The organism is Prescottella soli, from assembly GCF_040024445.1.
Taxonomy (GTDB): Bacteria; Actinomycetota; Actinomycetes; order Mycobacteriales; family Mycobacteriaceae; genus Prescottella; species Prescottella soli.
In genome coordinates, this window is record NZ_CP157276.1 from 836,514 (window position 1) to 858,669 (window position 22,156).

The 22,156-nt window shown below is 69.7% G+C and carries 19 protein-coding genes; 5 read left to right on the forward strand and 14 right to left on the reverse strand.

Annotation, left to right across the window (positions count from 1 at the left end; all coding sequences use genetic code 11):
* Positions 1–21: 21 nt before the first annotated feature.
* Positions 22–594: a dihydrofolate reductase family protein gene (locus ABI214_RS03900; protein WP_348606324.1), complete on the forward strand. Its 573-nt coding sequence runs from the start codon at positions 22–24 to the stop codon at positions 592–594.
* Positions 595–658: 64 nt separating this feature from the next.
* On the opposite strand, the gene ABI214_RS03905 is transcribed toward ABI214_RS03900, so the two are convergent.
* On the reverse strand, positions 659–1,249 hold the full coding sequence (locus tag ABI214_RS03905; RefSeq protein WP_348606326.1) for a transglycosylase family protein: 591 nt from the start codon (positions 1,247–1,249) through the stop codon (positions 659–661).
* A 356-nt stretch (positions 1,250–1,605) separates the two neighbouring features.
* Positions 1,606–2,304 carry a hypothetical protein gene (locus ABI214_RS03910; protein WP_348606328.1) on the reverse strand — a complete coding sequence of 233 codons (699 nt, stop codon included), beginning with the start codon at positions 2,302–2,304 and terminating at the stop codon, positions 1,606–1,608.
* Positions 2,305–2,321: 17 nt separating this feature from the next.
* Here ABI214_RS03910 and ABI214_RS03915 point away from each other — a divergent pair, with 17 nt between their 5' ends.
* Positions 2,322–2,573 carry a hypothetical protein gene (locus tag ABI214_RS03915; protein WP_348606330.1) on the forward strand — a complete coding sequence of 84 codons (252 nt, stop codon included), beginning with the start codon at positions 2,322–2,324 and terminating at the stop codon, positions 2,571–2,573.
* A gap of 19 nt (positions 2,574–2,592) precedes the next feature.
* On the opposite strand, the gene ABI214_RS03920 is transcribed toward ABI214_RS03915, so the two are convergent.
* Positions 2,593–3,819: an aspartate aminotransferase family protein gene (locus ABI214_RS03920; protein WP_348606332.1), complete on the reverse strand. Its 1,227-nt coding sequence runs from the start codon at positions 3,817–3,819 to the stop codon at positions 2,593–2,595.
* 141 nt (positions 3,820–3,960) lie between these two features.
* On the opposite strand from ABI214_RS03920, the gene hrpA reads away from it, so the two are divergent.
* Positions 3,961–7,908 (forward strand): ATP-dependent RNA helicase HrpA, encoded by a 3,948-nt coding sequence (gene hrpA / locus ABI214_RS03925; RefSeq protein ID WP_348606334.1) that lies wholly within the window; start codon positions 3,961–3,963, stop codon positions 7,906–7,908.
* 41 nt (positions 7,909–7,949) lie between these two features.
* Here the strand turns inward: hrpA and nrdR are convergent, their stop codons facing one another.
* Positions 7,950–8,441: a transcriptional regulator NrdR gene (gene nrdR / locus ABI214_RS03930; protein WP_348611250.1), complete on the reverse strand. Its 492-nt coding sequence runs from the start codon at positions 8,439–8,441 to the stop codon at positions 7,950–7,952.
* A 254-nt stretch (positions 8,442–8,695) separates the two neighbouring features.
* A complete protein-coding gene (locus ABI214_RS03935) occupies positions 8,696–9,031 on the reverse strand; it encodes a LysM peptidoglycan-binding domain-containing protein (RefSeq protein WP_348606336.1) in 336 nt (111 codons plus the stop codon).
* Positions 9,032–9,472: 441 nt separating this feature from the next.
* Here ABI214_RS03935 and lexA point away from each other — a divergent pair, with 441 nt between their 5' ends.
* Positions 9,473–10,201 (forward strand): transcriptional repressor LexA, encoded by a 729-nt coding sequence (gene lexA / locus ABI214_RS03940; protein ID WP_348606337.1) that lies wholly within the window; start codon positions 9,473–9,475, stop codon positions 10,199–10,201.
* A 63-nt stretch (positions 10,202–10,264) separates the two neighbouring features.
* Here the strand turns inward: lexA and ABI214_RS03945 are convergent, their stop codons facing one another.
* The 7 genes from ABI214_RS03945 to ABI214_RS03975 form a co-directional block, all read right to left on the reverse strand.
* A complete protein-coding gene (locus tag ABI214_RS03945; RefSeq protein ID WP_348606339.1) occupies positions 10,265–11,410 on the reverse strand; it encodes an acyl-CoA dehydrogenase family protein in 1,146 nt (381 codons plus the stop codon).
* A gap of 156 nt (positions 11,411–11,566) precedes the next feature.
* The gene (locus ABI214_RS03950) at positions 11,567–12,820 is read right to left on the reverse strand and encodes a uracil-xanthine permease family protein (RefSeq protein ID WP_348611253.1); all 1,254 of its coding nucleotides are present in this window, start codon (positions 12,818–12,820) and stop codon (positions 11,567–11,569) included.
* Between the two features lie 263 nt (positions 12,821–13,083).
* The gene (locus tag ABI214_RS03955) at positions 13,084–14,202 is read right to left on the reverse strand and encodes a hypothetical protein (RefSeq protein WP_348606341.1); all 1,119 of its coding nucleotides are present in this window, start codon (positions 14,200–14,202) and stop codon (positions 13,084–13,086) included.
* Positions 14,195–15,685, reverse strand: a complete 1,491-nt coding sequence (hflX, locus tag ABI214_RS03960; RefSeq protein WP_348606343.1) for a GTPase HflX — start codon at positions 15,683–15,685, stop codon at positions 14,195–14,197. Before hflX ends, ABI214_RS03955 begins: the two co-directional genes overlap by 8 nt.
* Before the next feature lie 102 nt (positions 15,686–15,787).
* The gene (gene dapF, locus ABI214_RS03965; protein ID WP_348606345.1) at positions 15,788–16,657 is read right to left on the reverse strand and encodes a diaminopimelate epimerase; all 870 of its coding nucleotides are present in this window, start codon (positions 16,655–16,657) and stop codon (positions 15,788–15,790) included.
* Between the two features lie 39 nt (positions 16,658–16,696).
* On the reverse strand, positions 16,697–17,608 hold the full coding sequence (gene miaA, locus ABI214_RS03970; RefSeq protein WP_348606347.1) for a tRNA (adenosine(37)-N6)-dimethylallyltransferase MiaA: 912 nt from the start codon (positions 17,606–17,608) through the stop codon (positions 16,697–16,699).
* Positions 17,605–18,345 carry a hypothetical protein gene (locus tag ABI214_RS03975; protein WP_348606349.1) on the reverse strand — a complete coding sequence of 247 codons (741 nt, stop codon included), beginning with the start codon at positions 18,343–18,345 and terminating at the stop codon, positions 17,605–17,607. The genes miaA and ABI214_RS03975 overlap by 4 nt, the downstream gene beginning before the upstream one ends.
* A 166-nt stretch (positions 18,346–18,511) precedes the next feature.
* On the opposite strand from ABI214_RS03975, the gene ABI214_RS03980 reads away from it, so the two are divergent.
* Positions 18,512–19,864, forward strand: a complete 1,353-nt coding sequence (locus ABI214_RS03980) for a DUF349 domain-containing protein (protein WP_348606351.1) — start codon at positions 18,512–18,514, stop codon at positions 19,862–19,864.
* Between the two features lie 67 nt (positions 19,865–19,931).
* Here the strand turns inward: ABI214_RS03980 and ABI214_RS03985 are convergent, their stop codons facing one another.
* Entirely contained in the window at positions 19,932–20,546 is a 615-nt protein-coding gene (locus ABI214_RS03985; protein ID WP_408586618.1) for an Rv2732c family membrane protein, read from the reverse strand.
* Positions 20,534–22,051 (reverse strand): tRNA (N6-isopentenyl adenosine(37)-C2)-methylthiotransferase MiaB, encoded by a 1,518-nt coding sequence (gene miaB, locus ABI214_RS03990; RefSeq protein WP_280761202.1) that lies wholly within the window; start codon positions 22,049–22,051, stop codon positions 20,534–20,536. The genes ABI214_RS03985 and miaB overlap by 13 nt, the downstream gene beginning before the upstream one ends.
* Positions 22,052–22,156 lie beyond the last annotated feature (105 nt).

Here is a 22,156-nt window from a genome sequence, read left to right on the forward strand (position 1 = left end):
GTACTACGAACGGAGTGGTTCATGCGCAAGCTCATCTACTACGTGGCAGTGACCCTGGACGGCTACATCGCCGGCCCCGGCGGCGAGATCGACTTCTACCCCCTCTCCGACACCATGGCGGCCTGGATCAACGAGCGCTATCCGGATACCGTGCCGACGCACATACGCCCGCAAGCGGGCCTCGAGAACACAGCCAATCGCGCGTTCGACACCGTGATCATGGGGCGGGGCACCTACGAGCCGGCGCTGGAGATCGGCATCACCAGCCCGTACGCCCATCTGCGCCAACTGGTCGTCTCGACGACCCTGGGGACGAGCCCGGACCCCGCGGTCGAACTCGTCCCCGGCGACCCGGTCGAGGCGGTGCGCAAGCTCAAGCAGGAGGACGGCCTCGACATCTGGGTGGCCGGCGGCGGGCAACTGGCGGGCGCGCTCCTGCCGGAGATCGACGGGCTGATCGTCAAGAGCTACCCAGTGGTCGCGGGCGCGGGGATCCCCGCCTTCGCGGGCCCGTTCCGGCCGACGGCGTTCACCCGGACGGACTCGATCTCGTTCGACAACGGCGGAACCGTCACGTGGTTCGAGCGGGCGTGACACGACGCGGCCCCGCCGGGAGGGGATCACCGGCGGGGCCGCGAGCTGTCGGTCGTGGACCGAATCAGAGGGACAGGGTCTGTCCGGGGAAGATCAGGTCGGGGTTCTGAACCTGGGCGGCGAGGCTGCCCAGCGAGACACCGTGGGCCTCGGCGATCTCCGAGAGGGTGTCGCCGAGCTGGACGACGTAGTTGCCGACGCCGGCGCTGACGGCCTGCGCCACCTCGTTCACTTGCTGCGGGTAGACGGAATCCTGCGCGGCCGGGGCCGACTCGACGACCGGCTGCGCGACGGATGCCGCAGCGCCCGGGGTGCTGCCACCCTTGAGGTACTGGCCGCACACGGGCCATGCACCGACGCCCTGGCCCTCGAGGACGTTCTCGGCGACGCGGATCTGCTCGGCCTGGCTCGCGTTGTTGGCGCTACCGGTGCCGCCGTATGCCTCCCACGTGCTCTGCGTGAACTGCAGGCCGCCGTAGAAACCGTTGCCGGTGTTGGCCGCCCAGTTGCCGGACGACTCGCACTCGGCGACGCCGGACCAGTCGTGGCCACCGGCCGCGTTGGCCGTGCCGGTGCCGATCGCCAGCGGGATTGCGACGACGGCGCCGGTGGCAACGACAGCGCCCAGGGCGCGCTTGATGGTGAAGCTGGTCATTCGGGTAGATCCTCTCCGCTCCTGCCGGTGAGACGGCGCTCTCGCGCCGACCGTGTCGGGCGGAATTCCGATCCGCCTCACCCCTGCCCCCTCGAAGAATCGGGTGTCCGAATCGCGGGGACAGGTGCTCGCAGCGGCGATCCGGCGTGGTCCGTTCGTCTCGGACCGGTAACGACCGTAAGCGATCGGTCACGGAAAGGTCACGACGTGAATTTTCGGTACGGACGTCCGAGAATCGACGTCACGCGATGATGTTTACGCTGTTGCATTCGGCGTGTCTGCAAGTCGGCAGACCGGTCGTTATCCATCCGTTACGTGATAACCAACACACCATTCCAGTGGCGTCGGTCACGCTTTCACGGACGCGGAGTGGCTCCCGCGGCCAGATCGTCCGGGCCGAGAAGCACCGCAACTTCGTCGCCCAAGGCCACGCCCGGGGCGAGCGGCAAACGGTCACCGCTCCAGAATCGGCCCGGGTCGTACCAGTTGGTCTTGCGATCGGCCGTCAACAGCCCCATCGCCTCGTACGTGGACGCCACCACCTCGGCGCAGTAGGCGCTCTCGACGCCGGCGCGTTCCACGGCCTCGTCCCGGCGCCGGCCGGCCCGCCACGAGGGCAGCCGTCCGCCGAACCATCGAGAGGCGAGCTTCGCACTGGAGGGGAACGGTGTCCCGTCCAGGCGCGCGATCGTGCGCAGGAGCGCATCCTCCTGCTCGCGGGTCACCGGCTCGGCGAGTTGTCGCAGCCAGGCCCGCTGGCCGTAGCGGGCTCCCCACACCTGCACCGCCGCCCGCAGATCGTGCAACTGGACACCGCGCTGGAACTTGCCGGTCCACATGTCCGGCAGCGAGCGCCCGAGTTCGGCGTGCCACATCAGCGGCGGCATGTCGTCGAGAACCACCGACATGCCGACGTGGTTCACGGGGCTGTTCGTCAGGGTCTGGATCGCGCGATCGGCCCCCGAGTGCCCCCGGAAGATCCAGATGTCGCCGGTGCGGGTGACGTCCACCGCCTCGCCCAGGTCGATCTCCGTCGGATGCGGTCGCCGAATCATCCACCTAGCCTAGAGCGATGCGGTTCAACGGCAGACATGCGTGGAAGGCCCTCGGCCTGGCCGGTGCGGTCGGGGTGGCGGCCGGCGGAGTTCTCGTGGCCAGGGCCGAACGGCAGCGCCGCGCCTACACCCCCGACGAGGTCCGCGACCGTCTGCACACCCGCTACGCGCAGGCGTCAGCCGCGGCCGACCGCACCACCGTCGACCTCGTCGAGGTGAAACCGCCCCTCCGGCAACGCCTGTCGCGTCGGCTGCGTCGGCGCCGCTGACCCGACACCCACGCGGGAGTCACCCCAGCGCCGCGGCCACTCCCGCCGCCATCTCGGCGACCTGGTCGTCGGTCATGACGAACGACGGCGAGAACTGCATCGCGCCCTGACCGGCGGCCCGACCCGAGATCCCGAACTCGCGCAGCGTCTTCACGAACGGCAGCGCCGCCGCCGGATCGGCCAACTGCACCGCCGCGACCGCGCCGATCCCGCTGCGCACCTCCGCGACCCGCGGGTGCGCCGCGAGCGGCGACAGGTGCTCGTGCAACGACGCCTCCAGCCGCTTGGAGTCCGCGAGCAGGTTCTCCCGCTCGATGATGTCGAGGTTCGCCATCGCCGCGGCCGCCGCCCCGGCGTGACCGCCGTAGGTGTAGCCGTGGCGCCACCACACGCCGCCCCCGAAGAACGGCTCGGCGACCCGGGGCGCGACGAAGACGGCGCCCATCGGGACGTACCCCGAGGTGAGCCCCTTCGCGGTGGTGATCATGTCCGGCTGCAGATCGAAGCGGGTCGATGCGAACCACGAGCCGCCGATGCGGCCGAATCCGGTGACCACCTCGTCGACGACGAACAGGATGTCGTGCTCGCGGCAGATGTCGCGGACCTCGGTCAGGTAGCCCTCCGGCGGCAGATAGATGCCGCCGGCGCCGATGATCGGCTCGCAGAAGAAGGCGGCGATCGCGTCCGCGCCCTCCTGCTCGATCAGCTCGAGCAGTCCCTTCGCGTCGTCCCACGCGACGGTGCGCGCGTCGGACATCAGTTCGCCATACCCCTCGCGGTTGACCGGGATGCCGGCGAGCGCGGTGCCGGCCACGTGCATCCCGTGATAGGCCTTCTGCCTGGCCACGACGAGCTTCTTCGACGGCCGACCGACCTCAGTCCAGTAGCGGCGGGCCAGCTTCGCGGCGGAGTCGACCGAGTCGGATCCGCCCGACGTGAAGAACACCTTCGAACCCGGCACCGGGGCGATCTCGGCCAGACGGTCCGCGAGCGCGACGGTGACGTCGGAGGTGAAGTCGCCGAAGTTCGAGAAGTGCGCCACCTTCGACAGCTGTGCCGCGACGGCGTCGGCGATCTCGGTGCGTCCGTGCCCGACGTTGGTGAACCACAGTCCCGCCGTCGCGTCGAGGTAGCGGTTGCCGCCGTCGTCCCAGATGTAGGCGCCCTCACCACGAGTGACGACGAACGCACCCTCCCGCTGGACGGCTCCCATGTCCGCGAATCCGTGCCACAGTGCTCCACTCATCTGCGCTCTCCCTGTCCCGATCACATCTTCTCTCCGGCGACTATGCCACGGGTTCGCGTGGGGCCTCGTGGCCGTCCGCGCCGCGCGATGGCCGGTTCCAGCCAGAATTGCCGTTGCGCGCTTCGATAGGCTGTCCGGAGCATGTCGACAACACCATCAGTAGCCGAGGCCACGCTCGATCGCCGCGAAGCGAGGAAGCGACTCGGCGCACTCACCCTTCGTGACGAGCACCGTCTGCGCCGACGCCTCGACCGCGCCAAGTCCCCGTCCGCGCTGACTGCTCTGGACGAGGAGATCACCGCGGCCGAACTGCGGATCGCGGGACGCCGCGCCCAGGTTCCGTCGATCACCTATCCGGAGTCACTGCCGGTCACGCAGCGCCGCGACGACATCGCCGCCGCGATCGAATCGCACCAGGTCGTCATCGTCGCCGGTGAGACCGGTTCCGGCAAGACCACTCAGATCCCCAAGATCTGCCTCGAACTCGGCCGCGGCATCCGCGGCATGATCGGGCACACGCAGCCCCGGCGCCTGGCGGCCCGGACTGTCGCCGAGCGCATCGCCGAGGAGGTGGGCCGCGACCTCGGCGACACCGTCGGCTACACCGTCCGCTTCACCGACCAGGTCTCCGACTCCACCCTCGTCAAGCTGATGACCGACGGCATCCTCCTCGCGGAGATCCAGCGCGACCGGATGCTGCGCCGCTACGACACACTGATCATCGACGAGGCCCACGAGCGCAGCCTCAACATCGACTTCATCCTCGGTTACCTCAAGCAGCTGCTCCCCCGCCGGCCCGATCTCAAGGTGATCATCACGTCGGCGACCATCGACCCCGAGCGGTTCGCCGAGCACTTCGAGGTCGGCGGCGTGCCCGCGCCGATCGTCGAGGTGTCGGGGCGCACGTTCCCCGTCGAGATGCGGTACCGCCCGCTGACCGTCGAGGTGGGCGACCAGACGTTCGACCGGGACCCCGTCGACGCGGTGTGCGAGGCCGTCGACGAGCTGTCCGCGGAGGGCGACGGCGACATCCTGGTGTTCCTGTCCGGCGAACGCGAGATCCGCGACACCGCCGACGCGCTGCGCGACCGCAAGCTCCGGAACACCGAGATCGTGCCGCTGTACGCGCGGCTGTCGGCGGCCGAGCAGCACAAGGTCTTCACCGCGCACACCGGTCGCCGGGTGGTGCTGTCCACCAACGTCGCCGAGACGTCCCTGACCGTGCCCGGCATCCGCTACGTCGTCGACCCCGGCACCGCGCGCATCTCGCGGTACTCGGTGCGGACGAAGGTGCAGCGCCTGCCGATCGAGCCGATCTCGCAGGCCTCGGCCCGCCAGCGCGCCGGCCGCTGTGGCCGCGTCGCCGACGGCATCTGCATCCGCCTCTACTCCGAGGACGACTTCGAGTCGCGGCCGCAGTTCACCGAGCCGGAGATCCTGCGCACCAACCTGGCATCGGTCGTCCTGCAGATGACCGCGCTCGGACTCGGCGACATCGAGGCCTTCCCCTTCGTGGAGGCACCCGACCCGCGCGCCATCCGCGACGGCATCGCGCTGCTCGAGGAACTGGGCGCGATCGCCTCCGGCAAGCAGCCCCCGAAGAGCGACGGCCAGGCTCCGACGGGCCCCCAGCTCACCACGACCGGACGCGAACTCGCGCAACTCCCGGTCGATCCGCGGATGGCACGGATGCTGGTGGAGGCGCACCGCAACGGCTGCCTGCGCGAGATGCTCGTGATCGTGGCGGCCCTGTCGATCCAGGACGTGCGCGAGCGTCCTGCCGCGTTCCAGCAGGCCGCCGACGAGAAGCATGCCCGCTTCAACGTGGAGAACTCCGACTTCCTGGCCTACCTGAAGCTGTGGGAGTACCTGCGTGAGCAGCGGAAGGAGCTGAGCTCCAACCAGTTCCGCAAGATGTGCCGCAACGAGTTCCTGCACTGGCTGCGCATCCGCGAGTGGCAGGACCTGCACGGCCAGCTCCGTCAGATCGCCCGCGGACTCGGTTGGGAGACATCCGATTCCGATACCGGAGCGTCGGAGGCGGCCGAGTCCCTGATCCACCAGTCGCTGCTAGCAGGCCTGCTCTCGCACATCGGCCTGCGCGAGGGCGAGAAGCGCGACTTCCTCGGCGCCCGCGGCAGCCGATTCGCGATCTTCCCCGGCTCCGGCCTGTTCAAGAAGCCCCCGCGCTGGGTGATGGCCGCCGAACTGGTCGAGACGTCCCGGCTGTGGGCGCGGATGGCCGCCCGGATCGAGCCGGAGTGGGCGGAGAAACTCGCGCCGCACCTGGTCAAACGCACCTATTCCGAGCCCCACTGGTCCACCAAGCGGGCGTGCGCGATGGCGTACGAACGCGTCACGCTGTACGGCGTCCCGCTCGTCACCGAGCGTCCCGTCACCTACAGCTCGATCGACCCCGAGGTCTCCCGCGACCTGTTCATCCGGCACGCCCTGGTGCAGGGCGAATGGCAGACCCAGCACAAGTTCTTCCATGCCAACCGGGCGCTGCTCGACGACGTCGAGGAACTCGAGCACCGCGCGCGACGCCGCGACATCCTCGTCGACGACGAGACGCTGTTCGAGTTCTACGACGAGCGCGTCGGCCCGGAGGCCGTGTCCGCCAGGCACTTCGACACGTGGTGGAAGAAGGTGCGGCGGGAGAACCCGAACCTGCTGAACTTCACGACCTCCACGGTCGTCAACGCCGACTCCGCCGCGGTGCTCGAGGGCGACTACCCGGACGCGTGGCGTCAAGGCGACATCCAGTTCCCGCTCACCTACCAGTTCGAGCCGGGCAAGGAGGACGACGGCGTCACCGCCCGGATCCCAGTGGCCCTGCTCGCGGGGGTTCGTCCGGTCGGCTTCGACTGGCTGGTGCCCGGAATGCGCACCGAACTGGTGACCGCACTGATCAAGACGTTGCCGAAGCAACAGCGCCGCCAGGTGGTCCCGGCGCCCGACTTCGCCGCTGCCGCGCTCGCGGCCGTGAAGCCGCGCTCGGAGTCGCTGGTGCATGCGATGGCCCGGGAGCTGTCGCGGCTGGGCAACTGCCGGATCGAGCCGACCGATTTCGACGTCGCCTCACTGCCGCCGCACCTGCGCATGACGTTCGCTGCGGTGGACGAGAAGGGCAAGGTCCTCGGGAAGGACAAGAGCCTGACGGCCCTGCGCCGCACGCTGGCACCGCGGGTGGAGGTCGAGGTCGCGAAGGCGACGTCCAACACCGAGCGGCGGCCCGCACTCGTCTGGACCGCGCAGACGCTCGGCACCCTGCCCGAGTCCGTCACGCGCACGATCGGCGGACAGAAGGTCACCGGCTACCCGGCGCTGGTCGCCGAGGAATCCGGAGTCGCGGTGCGGGTGCTCACCACCCCCGCCGCCCAGCGCGCCGCGATGCGGGCCGGCACCCGTCAGCTGCTGCTGAATGCGGTTCCCACCCAAGCCAAGTCGGTGACGAACGGCATGAGCAACGCCGACCGGCTCGCGCTCGGCCAGAACCCGGACGGCAGCTTCGACGCGCTCCTCGACGACTGCCGGGCCTGCGCGATCGACGAGTTGATCGCCGAGAACGGTGGCCCGGTGCAGGATCCGGCCGCCTTCGAGAAGTTGACATCCACGGTGCGAGCACAGCTCGCCACGCGGGTGGCACGGTTGCTGCGCCTGCTGCTGCCGGCGCTCGCGGAGGCGCACCGACTGGCAGTGCTCCTCGATCGGGCGAGCGGCGAGGCCGCCGACGACGTGCGTGAGCAGCGGGAGTCGTTGCTGTTCCCCGGATTCGTGACCGAACTCGGCTCGAGGCGACTGAAGGACCTCCCGCGCTACCTGGCGGCGGCGTCCATGCGGCTCGAAGCGCTGCCCGCGGGCGCGCAGCGCGACCGGGTCGGCATGGACGCACTGGACCGCGTGTACGCCGCCTACGACCGCATGCTCTCCGCACTGCCGGAGGAGCGTCGCGGCGACGACGACGTGAACGAGATCCTCTGGAAGATCGAGGAGCTGCGCGTGAGCCTGTTCGCGCAGACCCTCGGGACCGCGATCCCGGTGTCGGAGAAGCGGGTCCTCAAGGCCATCGACGCGATCCGGCGGTAGCCCCCTGGGGGCGCCGTCGGGCTCGCATCGGAGTGGCAGGCCTACTCGGCCGCGGTGTCGGCGTCGGCGAGTTCGGCCGCGCGGCTCTCGCGGTGCGCCCGCAGATCCTTGATCTCCCGCTCGAAGTCCTCCGCGGAACTGAACGACCGGTACACCGACGCAAAGCGCAGGTAGGCCACCTCGTCCAGATCGCGCAACGGCCCGAGGATCGCCAATCCCACCTCGTGGCTGGGGATCTCGGGAGACCCCGCCGCGCGCACGGTGTCCTCGACCTGCTGGGCCAGCATGTACAGCGCATCGTTGTCCACCTGCCGGCCCTGGCAGGCGCGCTGGACACCACGCACGACCTTCTCGCGGCTGAACGGTTCCGTGACACCACTGCGCTTGACCACGGCGAGGACGGCGGTCTCGACGGTCGTGAACCGGCGACCGCACTCGGGACACGAACGGCGACGGCGGATCGCCGCACCCTCGTCGGCCTCACGGGAATCGACCACGCGCGAATCAGGGTGCCGACAGAACGGGCAGTGCATGGTGAATCCTTCGTAGCCATCGTGGCCGCTGCGCCGCATCTCGACCGATGCCGGTTCCAGCAGGACCGGCGCACGCAGAACAGGAACGAAATCGACGCGACCACGCGATGTGGTGTGACTGACAGGATCCGAGGATACCCGCCCCACCCACACCGGCAGCGACTCCCGGGTACCGAGACGGATCGGCGCATGGTCAGGCCGTCGTGACAGCGTCATGTTCGGACGCCTCCTCCATCCCCGACCTCCGCCGGGGTTCAGCGTTCGAGCGACACAGGGGCGAGCAGGGTCTGACCCGCCCGCACTGCTGCACTCGACATCTCGTTCAACTCCATGATCCGGTCGACCACCTGGCCGACCGGCGCGTCCGGGGCGACCCGCGCCGCGACGTCGCTGAGCGTCTCCCCACCGTGCACCCGCACCGCGGCGGTCTCCGTCGGCACCGCACCCGGGCCCGCAGTCAGGTTCGCGAGAGAACCCAACCCGAGGACGGCTCCGATCGTCACCACGACCGCCGCGGCCACATTGCTCAGCCCCGCGAGCCGCAGCCGCGCGGGGCGCTGGTCGTGCGACCGAGTCGACGCCGTCGACACTCGGGATCCACGAGACCCGTATCGCGGAACGGCGTCGTAGCGCACGGTCCCGGCGCGCGGTCCCACCGAGTCACCACGCCGGGGACGTGTCGGCCGAACCCGGCGCGCCACCCCGCCAGCCGCCCGGTCGCCGATCACACCTGCCGAACCATTCCCCGAAAGTGCCATACCCATCCGAAGCCTCCCAGCGAGTCGTTGTCGCTCGTCGGACACAACACGAGTCGTCCGAACACCATCTGTTCGATCACGTGTTCGATAGAACACATATTCGATTCTTACCACGCGTCCCCGACAAAGTCAGCACCTTCTCGGACAAATCTCGAACAGATGTTTGAAGTCGGGGAATGATCGGGATAGATTTGTGGCAGTACATACAGGCGGACGGCAGACCGGAACCACGAATCCGATGCGCATGCGGCGGAGCCGTGAGAGGGGAACGGCATGAAGGACGACAACTCGGGTACCTCCAGCGAGACCGGACGCGAGCCGTCCGTCGACGTCGGCAAGCTCACCGATCGGCAGCGCAAGGTCCTCGAGGTCATCCGCGCATCCGTCGCCGAGCGCGGCTACCCGCCGAGCATCCGCGAGATCGGTGACGCGGTGGGCCTGACCTCGACGTCGTCCGTCGCGCACCAGCTGCGCACCCTCGAACGCAAGGGATTCCTGCGGCGCGACCCGAACCGCCCGCGCGCGGTGGACGTGCGCGGCCTGGACGCCGCGGCAGGCCAGGCCGGTGTCACCGTCGCATCCGTCGACGGCGGCTCGACGAGCCTCACGCCCGCCGACGATCTGCCGGCCCCGACTTTCGTCCCGGTGCTCGGCCGCATCGCCGCCGGCGGGCCGATCCTCGCCGAGGAAGCAGTCGAGGACGTGTTCCCGCTGCCGCGCGAACTGGTCGGGCAGGGCTCGCTGTTCCTGCTCAAGGTCGTCGGTGAGTCCATGATCGACGCCGCGATCTGCGACGGCGACTGGGTGGTGGTCCGCCAGCAGAACGTCGCCGAGAACGGCGACATCGTCGCGGCCATGATCGACGGGGAGGCCACGGTCAAGACGTTCAAGCGCACCGGCAAGGACGTCTGGCTCATGCCGCACAATCCGCTGTTCGATCCGATTCCGGGTAACGACGCTGCGATCCTCGGCAAGGTCGTCACCGTCATGCGCAAGCTCTGACCCGAACGACGAGGGCGGGCCCGCGGCATCATGCCGCGGGCCCGCCCTCGTGTCGTGTCGGCGTCAGCTCAGGTCGAGGCTCCGGCCGATGATCTCCTTCATGATCTCGGTGGTGCCGCCGTAGATGGTCTGGACGCGGGAGTCCATGTACGCCTTGGCGATGGGGTATTCACGCATGTAGCCGTAGCCGCCGTGCAGTTGCAGGCAGCGGTCGATGAGCTTGACCTGCGCCTCCGTCGTCCACCACTTGGCCATCGCGGCTTCCTGCACGGTGAGCTTGCCCGCGTTGAGCTGCTCGACGAACCGGTCGACCAGCACCCGTACCGCGGTGGTCTCGGTGGCCAGCTCCGCGAGGACGAACCTGGTGTTCTGGAAACTGCCGATCGACTTGCCGAACGCCTTGCGGTCGCGGCAGTACTGGATTGTCATGTCCAGGCACGACTCCATGGCGGCCGCGGCGACGACGGCGATGGACATACGCTCCTGCGGAAGGTTCTGCATGAGGTAGATGAAGCCCATCCCCTCCTCGCCGAGGAGGTTCTCGGCCGGTACCCGAACGTCGGTGAAGCTCAGTTCCGCCGTGTCCTGGGCCTTGAGACCGATCTTGTCGAGGTTGCGGCCCCGCTCGAAGCCCTCCATCCCGCGCTCGACGGCGAACAGCGAGAAGCCCTGGGGGCCCTTGTCGGGGTCCGTGCACGCGACGACGATCACGAGGTCCGCGTTGATGCCGTTGGTGATGAAGGTCTTGGCGCCGTTGAGGATCCAGTGATCGCCGTCCCGCACGGCGCGAGTCTTGATGTTCTGCAGGTCGCTGCCGGTGCCGGGTTCGGTCATCGCGATCGCGGTGATGAGCTCACCGGAACAGAAGCCCGGGAGCCAGCGCTGCTTCTGCTCCTCGTTCGCGAGCTTGATCAGATAGGGCGCGACAACGTCGTTGTGCAGCATGAACCCGATGCCGCTGTAGCCACCTCGGGTCGTTTCCTCGGTGACGATCATGTTGTAGCGGAAGTCGTCGACTCCCCCGCCGCCGTACTCCTCCGGAACGGCCATCCCGAGAAAGCCCTGCTTGCCGGCCTCGACCCACACCGATCGGTCGACGATGTTCTGCTCTTCCCACGTGTCGTGGAAGGGCGCGACGTGCTGGTCGAGGAACTTGCGGTAGGACTCCCGGAAGAGATCGTGCTCCGGTTCGAACAGGGTGCGCTCCACTCCGTCTCCTCTTGTCTCCACAGATCGAAATCAGCCCGCGAGCGGCGGACGTACTGCCTCGACTCGACCGTAGGACGTGGACCGGCACCGATCCATGACCGAGGCGAGCACGATTCGTGACCGCGTGATGCGCATCACGAACCGCGCTCGCGGCGGTCAGCGACGCAACGTGGAGAGCCAGCGCATCACCGGGTAGGCGACCAGGATGCCGACCGAACCCCACGCGATGCCGCCGAGTTCGACGGAACCGATCGACAGGGTGAGGTTGCCGATGCCCGCGACCAGTGCGGTCGCCACGACGGTGAGGTTGACGGGATCGGTGAAGTCGACCTTGGCGTCCATCCAGATCCGCACACCGAGGACACCGATCAGGCCGTACAGCACGAGCGTCGCGCCGCCGATCACACCGTCCGGCACCGTGAACACCAGCGCGCCGAACTTCGGCGAGAAGGACAGGACGATCGCGGTGACCGCGGCGACCCAGTACGCCGCGGTCGAGTACACGCGGGTCGCGGCCATGACGCCGATGTTCTCGGCGTATGTCGTGGTGCCGGAGCCGCCGCCGATGCCGGCGAGCGTCGTGGCGAGGCCGTCGGCGAACAGCGCGTTGCCGGCGAGGTCGTCGAGCGGCTTGCCGGTCATGGCGGAGACGGCCTTGACGTGTCCGACGTTCTCGGCGATGAGCACGATGACGACCGGGAGGGCGAGCAGGATCACCGACAGTTCGAACGTGGGCGCACGCAGGTGCGGGACGCCGAACCACGCCGCCTCCCGCAGCGCGTCGACGCGCTCGTCGGCGAGGCCGCCGGTCAGCGCCGCGAACACCCAGCCGACGACGACGCCGATCAGGATGCCGAGCCGGCCGATGATGCCCGGCCCGATCACGGTCGCGAGCAGGATGCCCAGCAGCGTCACCGCTGCGATCAGCGGCTGCGCCTGGAAGGAGCCCGCCGCGGTGGGCGCGAGGTTGAGGCCGATCAGCGCGACCACCGCACCGGTGACGACGGGCGGCATCACGGCATCGATCACCCGGGCACCGATCGCCCGGACGAGTGCGCCGACCAGCATGAGCACCACACCGGCCGCGACGACGCCGCCGAGCTGCGCGGCGGGTCCTTCGCCGGCGGCCGCGGTCAGCGGGGCGATGAACGCGAACGACGAGCCCAGGTAGCTGGGGATGCGACCGCGCGTGATGATCAGGAACAGCGCGGTGCCGATACCGGAGAACAGCAGCGTCGTGGTGACCGGGAACCCGGTGATCGTCGGCACCAGCAGGGTGGCGCCGAACATGGCGATGACGTGCTGCATGCCGATGCCGATGGTCCGCGGCCACGACAGCCGCTCGTGTGGCGCCACCACGGCACCGTCGTTGATGCGTCGCCCGTCGCCGTGGAGCGCCCATCCGAACATCCCGGTGCCGGCTTCCCGCTCGGACGCGCGTCGCACGTGGTCCTCTGTACTCGTCACAGTTGGCCAATAGTAGGGCCACCGCCTGCACCGTTACACCACCGCACCGGTACTCGCCACCCGAATCACATCCATACCGGGTGTCCGGTTCGAGCGGAGTCGCCACCGCGGGCACTGTTGGAAGACCGAGGAAGGGGCGTTGCGGCGAACACCCAGCTGATCACGACGCTGACGAGGATGCCGCGGACGCCCGACGACGCCTCCGGTCAGTCTCGATGTGACCGTGACCGACGGCGCACCAGGCCGTACGTGGCGAGACCGGCGGCCAGTGCACCGCCGACGAGGGCAGGCGTGGACCACCGCAGGGCACCGGTGTCCCCACCGGACCCCTCTTCGGCGGCCGATTCGTTCACCGACGCCGACAGCGACACCGATCCCCCGGACCAGGAGTCGTCGCGGGCCAGGTCGACCGCACCACGAAGAATCTCGATCGGCGGCAGCGCACCGCCGGCGGCCTCTGATCCGGCCAGCAGGTCCCCGTCCGGGGTGAAGGCGATCGCCTCGCCCTGCGGCTGGTTCGGGAGGGCCACCCGTACCGGCGTCGTCGTGGTCAGTGCCCGGACGAGGTCACCGTCCGGAGCCGAGTACAGGTAGACGTCCGTGTAGGTCCGTACGGCGGCAACCGTGCCGTCGGCGCTGACGGCGCCACCGGTCACCAGCGTCGAGCCGCCGACCGGCACCGGGCCGCCTGGGGTGTCGGTGGGCCCCAGGCGCACCTCGCCGACCCGTTCGAGCGCGGTGGGACCGGGTGACGCGAGCCCGTCCAGGGAGGTGCCGTCGACGGGACGGTAGATCCCGTTGGCGACGAGGATTTCCTTGGTGACGATCACGGGCACCCCGTCGCGCTGGATCAGCAGCGTCTCGGCGTCGTGCGGGCCGTCGGGATACGTGAGCCGGTGTAACTGCCCGCTCCCGGACGCCGGGTCGAGGCTGATCAGCGCGACCGTCTGCCGCACGCGCTCGTTGTCTCCGGTGTCCGACAGCCACAACCGGCCGTCGGGACCGACGCCCATGTCCTCGATGTCGTAGGGGTCCACCGGGACCGGCAGCGTGCCGGTCACCGCGCAGTCACCGTCCATCACGGTGACGGACTCGTCGGTGCCGCTGTCGCCTATGCCATAGGTGTTCCCGCCGACGATCGCCAGGCCGGACAGTTCCTCGAGCGCCGGATCGGTGGGCGTGCACACATGCTCGAACTGTGCGCGGGGCGCGAGGACACCCGATCCCGCGCTCTGGGCGCCCGACGACGGCGCCGCGAGCAGCGCCGGCGCGATGGCCAGGGCCCCGGCCAGCGCCAACCGGGCCGCCGCGCGAGCCCTAGGCACGCCCCGCGTAGTCGACGAGGGCCGACGCCAGGGACTCCGGTACCCGCACGCGCATCCGGGTGCCGGTCTCCTCGTGCGTCGAGTCGAGGATCTGGCCGTCGGAGTGGATCCGTGCGACGAGGTCGCCTCGCGTGTAGGGCACGAGGACATCCACCTCGACCTCCGGGCGCCGGACGATCTCGGACAGCCGTACGCGCAGCTCATCGATGCCCTCCCCGGTTCGGGCGGACACGAACACCGCACCGGGCAGCAGCCCGCGCAGCTGGGTCAGGACCACCGGGTCCGCCGCATCGATCTTGTTTACCACGATCAATTCGGGCGGCGCGGCCGTATCGTTCTCGCGGATGACCTCGGTGATGACCTCGCGAACGGCCTTGATCTGGTCGGTCGGCAGCGGATCCGATCCGTCGACGACGTGGAGCAGCAGGTCGGCGTCGGTCACCTCCTCGAGCGTGGAGCGGAACGCCTCGACCAGCTGGGTCGGCAGGTGCCGGACGAAGCCGACGGTGTCGGTGAGGACGTACTCCCGACCGTCCTCGAACGTCGCGCGTCGGGTCGTCGGATCGAGCGTCGCGAACAGTGCGTTCTGAACGAGCACACCCGAACCGGTGAGGGCGTTGAGCAGGCTCGACTTGCCGGCGTTGGTGTATCCGACGATGGCGACCGACGGGATCTCGCTGCGGAGCCGGTGGCTGCGCTTGGTGTCGCGGGCGGACTTCATCTCCTTGATCTCGCGCCGCAGCTTCGCCATCCGCTCGCGGATCCGCCGACGATCCGTCTCGATCTTGGTCTCACCGGGACCGCGCAGACCGACGCCGCCGTTGCTGCCGGCACGACCACCGGCCTGCCGCGACATCGATTCACCCCAGCCGCGCAGCCGCGGGAGCATGTACTCCATCTGCGCGAGCGCGACCTGCGCCTTGCCCTCCCTCGAGGTGGCGTGCTGCGCGAAGATGTCGAGGATCAGCGCCGTCCGGTCGATGACCTTGACCTTGACGACCTTCTCCAGCGCCGTGAGCTGCGCGGGGGTGAGTTCACCGTCGCAGATGACGGTGTCGGCCCCGGTCGCGAGGACCACCTGACGCAGTTCGTCGGCCTTGCCGGAACCGATGTAGGTGGCGGCGTCCGGCTTGTCGCGGCGTTGCACGAGGCCCTCGAGAACCTCGGACCCGGCCGTCTCGGCGAGCGCGGCCAGCTCGGACAGGCTGGCGTCGGCCTGCGCGGCGGTGCCGGACGTCCAGACGCCGACGAGGACCACGCGCTCGAGCCGCAGCTGCCGGTACTCGACCTCGGTGACGTCGGTGAGCTCGGTGGACAGACCCTGGACGCGGCGCAGGGCGCTGCGCTCGTCGAGCTGCATCTCACCGACGGACGGTGCAGCCGAGTCGTCGAAGTACTCGTCTCGATCGGACACTGCCGATCGGTCGGACGATTCCGGGGACTCCGACAGGGACGGGAACTTGGTGCGATGTGATTTCGTCATACACGTTCATGGTCCCACGAAGCGCGACGGGCGTGCACACGGATTTCCCCACGGCGAACAGGGGCCAGGGGCCCGGGCATCAGCACCCCGGCGAGCCGGGCATCAGCCCAGTTCGGTCCACCAGCGGTCGTCGATCCGACCCGCCGCGACGAGCACGGACGGCCCACGCAGCGCCGCGTGCCCACCGTCGACCGACACCTCCACTCGGCCACCGGGCACCCGGACCTCGACCTTGCCGTCGGTGTCGCCGTGCGCGCGCAGCGCGGCCACCGCCGCCGCGACGGTTCCGGTGCCGCACGAGCGGGTCTCGCCGACGCCGCGTTCGTGGACACGCATCTCGACCGAGCCGCCGTCGAGCGCGGTGAGGATCTCGATATTGACGCCCTCGGGGAAGAACCCCGGATCGAATCCAGGCGAGACCGTCAGGTCCAGCGCGGCGAGCGCCGCCGTTGTCAGCCCCGGGTCGACACACGCGAGATGCGGGTTGCCGACATCGATGCCGATCCCCTCGAGGACGCGGCCGTCGACGGTCGCCGTCGAGGTGCCGAGCTCGCGGACGCGCCCCATCTCGACGGTGACGTCGCCGTTCACGTGGTCGGCGGCGTGGACGGTGACCGGTCGGGAACCGGCACGGCTGCCGACGACGAACTCGTCGCGCAGTTCGAGTCCCGTGGCCCGCAGGTAGTGCGCGAACACCCGGACACCGTTGCCGCACATCTCCGCGATGGACCCGTCTGCGTTGCGGTAGTCCATGAACCAGTCGTCGGCGGAGACACCCTCGGGGAGGTCGCGGAGTACGCCGACCGCGGTCAGGGCGCCGGCCCGGGCGACCCGCAGGAGGCCGTCGGCGCCGAGTCCGCGACGGCGGTCGCACAGGGCCGCGATCCGGTGCTCGGGAAGAACAAGGTCGGCATCGGGATCCGGGAGGATCACGAAGTCGTTCTCGGTGCCGTGGCCCTTGCTGAATTCCATGGCGCCCACTCTAGCGAGGCGCGCGGGCGCGCCCGCGCGTCACTTCCCCTCGACCAACCGCAGCGCGTCGTCCACGAGGTTCGGGTCGGCGGCGTCGAGCCAGTGCACCCGCGGGTCCCGCCGGAACCAGGACCGCTGCCGGCGGACGTACCGGCGGGTGCCGATGAACGTGCGCTCGAGTGCCTCCGCGAGGTCGTATTCGCCGTCTAACATCGCGAGCACCTGGGCGTACCCGATGGCCCGCTGTGCCGTGACGCCCTCCCGGAGCCCGACCTCGACCAGAGCCTGGACCTCGTCGACGAGCCCCTTGTCGAACATCAGCTCGGTGCGCAGCCGGATCCGGGCGTCGAGCGCCTCGGTCTCCCGGTCGACACCGATGATCACTGTGCCCCAACGGGGTTCGCCGATCTTCGGCGCCGACGCGGCGAACGGCTGCCCGGTGAGCTGGACGACCTCGAGGGCCCGCACGATGCGACGACCGTCGGTCGGCAGGATCGACGCCGCGGCGTCGGGATCGACCCGCGCGAGCTCGGCGTGCACCGCCGCGACACCCCTCTCGGCGAGCACGGTCTCCCAGTGCGCACGGATCTGCGGATCGGTCGCGGGGAACGACCACTCGTCGAGCAGTGACTGCACGTACATCATCGAGCCGCCCACGATGATCGGGACCGCACCGCGAGCGCGGATGTCCTCGACGTCGCGGGAGGCCGACTCCTGGTAGCGGGCCACGGTGGCGGTCTCGGTCACGTCCAGCACGTCGAGCTGGTGGTGGACGATGCCGCGCCGCTCGGCCGGCGCGAGCTTGGCCGTGCCGACGTCCATTCCGCGGTAGAGCTGCATCGCGTCGATGTTGACGATCTCGCCGCCCAGCCGCTCCGCGAGGTCGAGGCCGAGATCCGACTTGCCGGTCGCGGTGGGGCCGACGACGGCGATCGGGGTCCGCTCGGTCACGGCCACCACATCCCGACGTGGTAGCCAACCCCGTACGGGGCGCCGGTGTAGAGCGACTCCGACTTGCTCGGACCGCCGGTCTCGCCGCCGAACACCGCCGAAAGCGTCTGCCACGCAGCACGCCCGGGCAGCCCGATCGCACTGCACAGTGCGGGATCGAGGAGGTCCAGCGCTCCGCAGTCGCCCTCGGCGAGAGCCGCGTCCAGCGTCGCCTGCACTTCGGCCGACCTGGCGTCGAATGCACCGGGGGCCTTGTCGGTCAAGGTGTTCGCGCCGTCGGCGACCACAAGGAGCGCCTGCGGCGTGGGGCGCGCGTCGAGCTGACGGCGCAGCGACTCCCCCACCCGGGCGCACTCGTCGGCCGTGGTGTCGGGAGCCAGCGTCCGCACCCGCAGCCGGGCCTCGGGCGCCGACTGACCACGCAACCATCCCGCGACCAGGGCCGCCAGAGGCATCGAGGGGTCGACATCATCGTCGGATGCGTCGGGCGACAAGCACACTCGCACGTCCGCACCGAATCCCGCGAACGTGCCGCACGATTCGGGATCGAGGTCGGTGACGACCGGCATCCCGGGCTCAGCGACACCGATCACCGTCCACTCCGCGCACGAGACACCCAGGCGCGTCGACACATCGAGCGCCGCCCTGCGCAACCGGTCGGTTTCCGATGCTGCGGCACCGGCCAACTGGGGCACGAGCAGCGGCGGCGAGGGTACGAAGGCGGCGACGGTCAACACACTGCGCAACGGTAGTCGACGAGGTGACGCCTTCCCGGGGTCAGACCTGTTTCAATAGTCTTGACAGTCGCTGCAGGCTCCCGCCCATTCCGAACGACCGGTCGGGCGCGAACGGGAGGCGACAGTGCGATCAGGCAGCCGTGACGCGCGGCAGAGACGAGGAGCTATGACCGAGAGCAACGCACCCAAGCCGGGTTCCCCCAAGCCGGGTGCCCCGAAGCCGGGCGCCAAGCCCGGTGCTGTGAAATCCGGCTCACCCAAGCCCGGTCCGGCTCCGAGCCACGCCACGCCCGCCGTCGCCCCGAGCGACCCGAGCCGGTTCGGCCGCGTCGACGAGGACGGCACCGCGTGGGTTCGGACGGCGGACGGCGAACGGCAGATCGGCTCGTGGCAGGCAGGTGACGCGGCCGAGGGGCTGGCTCACTTCGGGCGCCGCTACGACGACCTCGCGACCGAGGTGGCGCTCCTCGAGACCCGGCTGGCCTCCGGCGCGGGCGACGCGAAGAAGACCCGCTCGGCAGCCCGTGCCATCGCGGAGTCGCTTCCGACGGCCGCGGTGATCGGCGACATCGACGCCCTCAGCGCCCGGCTCACCGTGATCATCGAGGGGTCGGAGCAGGCCGAGGAGCAGGCCAAGCTCGACAAGGAGCAGACCCGCAAGGAACAGACCGCCCGCAAGGAGGCGTTGGCGGCGGAGGCCGAGCAGATCGGTTCCGAGTCCACCCAGTGGAAGGTCGCCGGCGATCGGCTGCGCGAAATCCTCGACGAGTGGAAGTCCATCCGCGGTCTCGACCGCAAGAGCGACGACGCCCTGTGGCGGCGGTTCGCGAAGGCGCGCGAGACGTTCAACCGGCGCCGCGGCACGCATTTCGCCGAGCTCGACCGCGAACGCGCAACCGCCAAGTCCCGCAAGGAGGAGCTGGTCGCCCAGGCGGCGGCACTGTCCTCCTCCACCGACTGGGGAACGACCGCGGCCCAGTTCCGTGACCTGCTCGCCGAGTGGAAGGCCGCCGGTCGCGCACCTCGTGAGGCGGACGACGCCCTGTGGCGGCAGTTCAAGGAGTCGCAGGACGTGTTCTTCGCGGCCCGCAACGCCGCCGCGTCCGAGCGCGACGCCGAGTTCGCCCAGAACGCGGTCGCCAAGGAGGAGCTGCTGAAGAGCGCCGAGGACATCGATCCCGACAAGGATCTCGATGCGGCTCGCGCGGCCCTGCGCGACCTGCAGGAGAAGTGGGACGAGATCGGCAAGGTGCCCCGCGAACGCATGCACGACCTCGAAGGCAAGCTGCGCGCGATCGAGAAGCGGGTCCGCGACGCGGCCGACTCCGAGTGGCGCCGAAGCGATCCCGAGGCGCTGGCGCGTGCCGCCCAGTTCCGCGAGCGCGTCGCCCAGTTCGAGGAGCAGGCCGCGAAGGCGACCGCCGCGGGCCGCACCAAGGACGCGGACAAGGCCCTCGCCCAGGCACAGCAGTGGCGCGAGTGGGCCGCGGCCGCCGAGGGTGCCGTGAACGAGCGCTGACACGCCCGGTAGACGAGCGAGGGGTGCGACGCCTGATGGCGTCGCACCCCTCTTTCGTTCGTCGGACTCAGACGGTCCAGTCGCCGCGCTCCGCGTCCTCCTCGGCTGCCCGACGTCGATCCTCCTCGGCCGCAAGCTGCATCGCGGTCCTGCTCCACACCACCTTGATCCAGTGGAAGGTCAGGACGATGACTGTGATCCAGCCCAGGATCAGGCCGATCCCCGGACCGGCGCTGCCCGACTCGGCGAGCGGGAGAGTTTGCCGCGACCAGATCGCGAGCATGCCGAACACCGCGGACACCGCGGTGCCGGCGAGCGCGATCCACGCCAGCACCCAGCGACGGGTCACGAGCGCGAGGATCGAGAAGACACCACCGAAGACGAGCGCGAGCCACACGAAGATCCGCGACGTCAGCTTGATGTGCTCGTCGACCGCGGGCTGGGCATAGACCAGAACGTCCCAGCCGTTCGCCGATCCGGCGTGCGGCAGGGTGAACGACAGCAGCAGCACGAGCACGCACACCGCGACAACGACCGCGCGCACCCCGGGGTCGATCTCGCCGGCGATCTTCTTCTCCGCGGCTTCGAAGTCCTTCTGGTACTCCGCCATCGGGTCCGGACCGTTCCCGCCGGGCAGGTTCTCGTCACCGGCGGTGTCGCCGCGCTCGCTCATGCGTTGCATCCCATCTGTGCTGGCAGCGGAGCGGGGACGCCCACCTGGGGCAGTCCCAGTCCGACGCCGATCGGCGGGGTCTTGGGTGTGACCCCTCGTTCGAACGAATCTCCGGCACGGGTGCGCCGGTGGGTGAGGATCGGGTCGTCGGCGACGAGGTGGTGCGGTGCGGCCGCGGTGACGACGACGGTGATCACGTCGCCGGGACGCAGGTCGCCGTCGAGGTTGCCTTCGGGCCGGAAGTGGACGAGCCGACCGTCGCGGGCCCGGCCACTCATGCGCGCGGTCTCGGCGTTCTTGCGACCGTCACCGGCGGTGATCAGCAACTCGACCTCGGTGCCGACGAGCTTGCGGTTCTCCTCGAGCGTGATCTCCTCCTGGAGCGCGATGAGGCGGTCGTAGCGTTCCTGCACAACGGCTTTGGGAAGCTGACCCTCCATCTCGGCGGCGGGCGTACCCGGCCGCTTGGAGTACTGGAAGGTGAACGCGCTGGTGAAGCGGGCCTGCCGGACGACGTCGAGCGTGGCCTGGAAGTCCTCCTCGGTCTCGCCCGGGAAGCCGACGATGATGTCGGTCGTGATGGCCGCGTGCGGCATCGCGGCGCGCACCTTCTCGATGATGCCGAGGAACTTGGCGCTGCGGTACGACCGGCGCATCGCCTTGAGGACGCGGTCCGAGCCAGACTGCAGCGGCATGTGCAGCTGCGGGCAGACGTTCGGCGTGGCGGCCATCGCCTCGATGACGTCGTCGGTGAACTCGGCCGGGTGCGGCGAGGTGAACCGCACTCGCTCGAGACCCTCGATCTGCCCGCACGCCTGCAGCAGCTTCGCGAAGGCACCGCGATCGCGGGGAAGCTCCGGATCGGCGAAGGAGACGCCGTAGGAGTTGACGTTCTGACCCAGCAGCGTCACCTCGAGGACGCCCTCGTTCACGAGCGCCTGCACCTCGGCGAGGATGTCGCCGGGGCGGCGGTCGACCTCCTTGCCGCGCAGCGACGGCACGATGCAGAACGTGCACGTGTTGTTGCAACCGACCGAGATCGACACCCAGCCCGCGTACGCGGACTCACGCTTGGCCGGCAGCGTCGACGGGAACGCCTCGAGCGATTCGAGGATCTCGACCTCCGCCTTCCGGTTGTGACGGGCACGCTCGAGCAGCGCGGGCAGCGAGCCGATGTTGTGAGTGCCGAACACGACGTCCACCCACGGCGCCTTCTTCACGACGGTGTCGCGGTCCTTCTGGGCGAGGCAGCCGCCGACGGCGATCTGCATGCCGGGGCGCTCCTCCTTGACCGGCGCCAGGTGGCTGAGATTGCCGTACAGCTTGTTGTCCGCGTTCTCGCGGACCGCGCACGTGTTGAAGACAACCAGGTCCGCCTGCTCCCCAGGCGCGGCCTTCGAGTAGCCGGCGTCCTCGAGCAGGCCGGACAACCGCTCGGAGTCGTGCACGTTCATCTGACAGCCGTACGTGCGGACCTCGTAGCTGCGCCCGCTGTTCTGGTCGATCGTCTCCACGCGTCCAGGGTACGGCCCCGCGCAAAACCGCCTGCTGGGGCCACACATCGGCCCGTCTGCGCGAACCCCCTGATCTGTATCGTTCAAGATCAGGGCGCGCTGGAC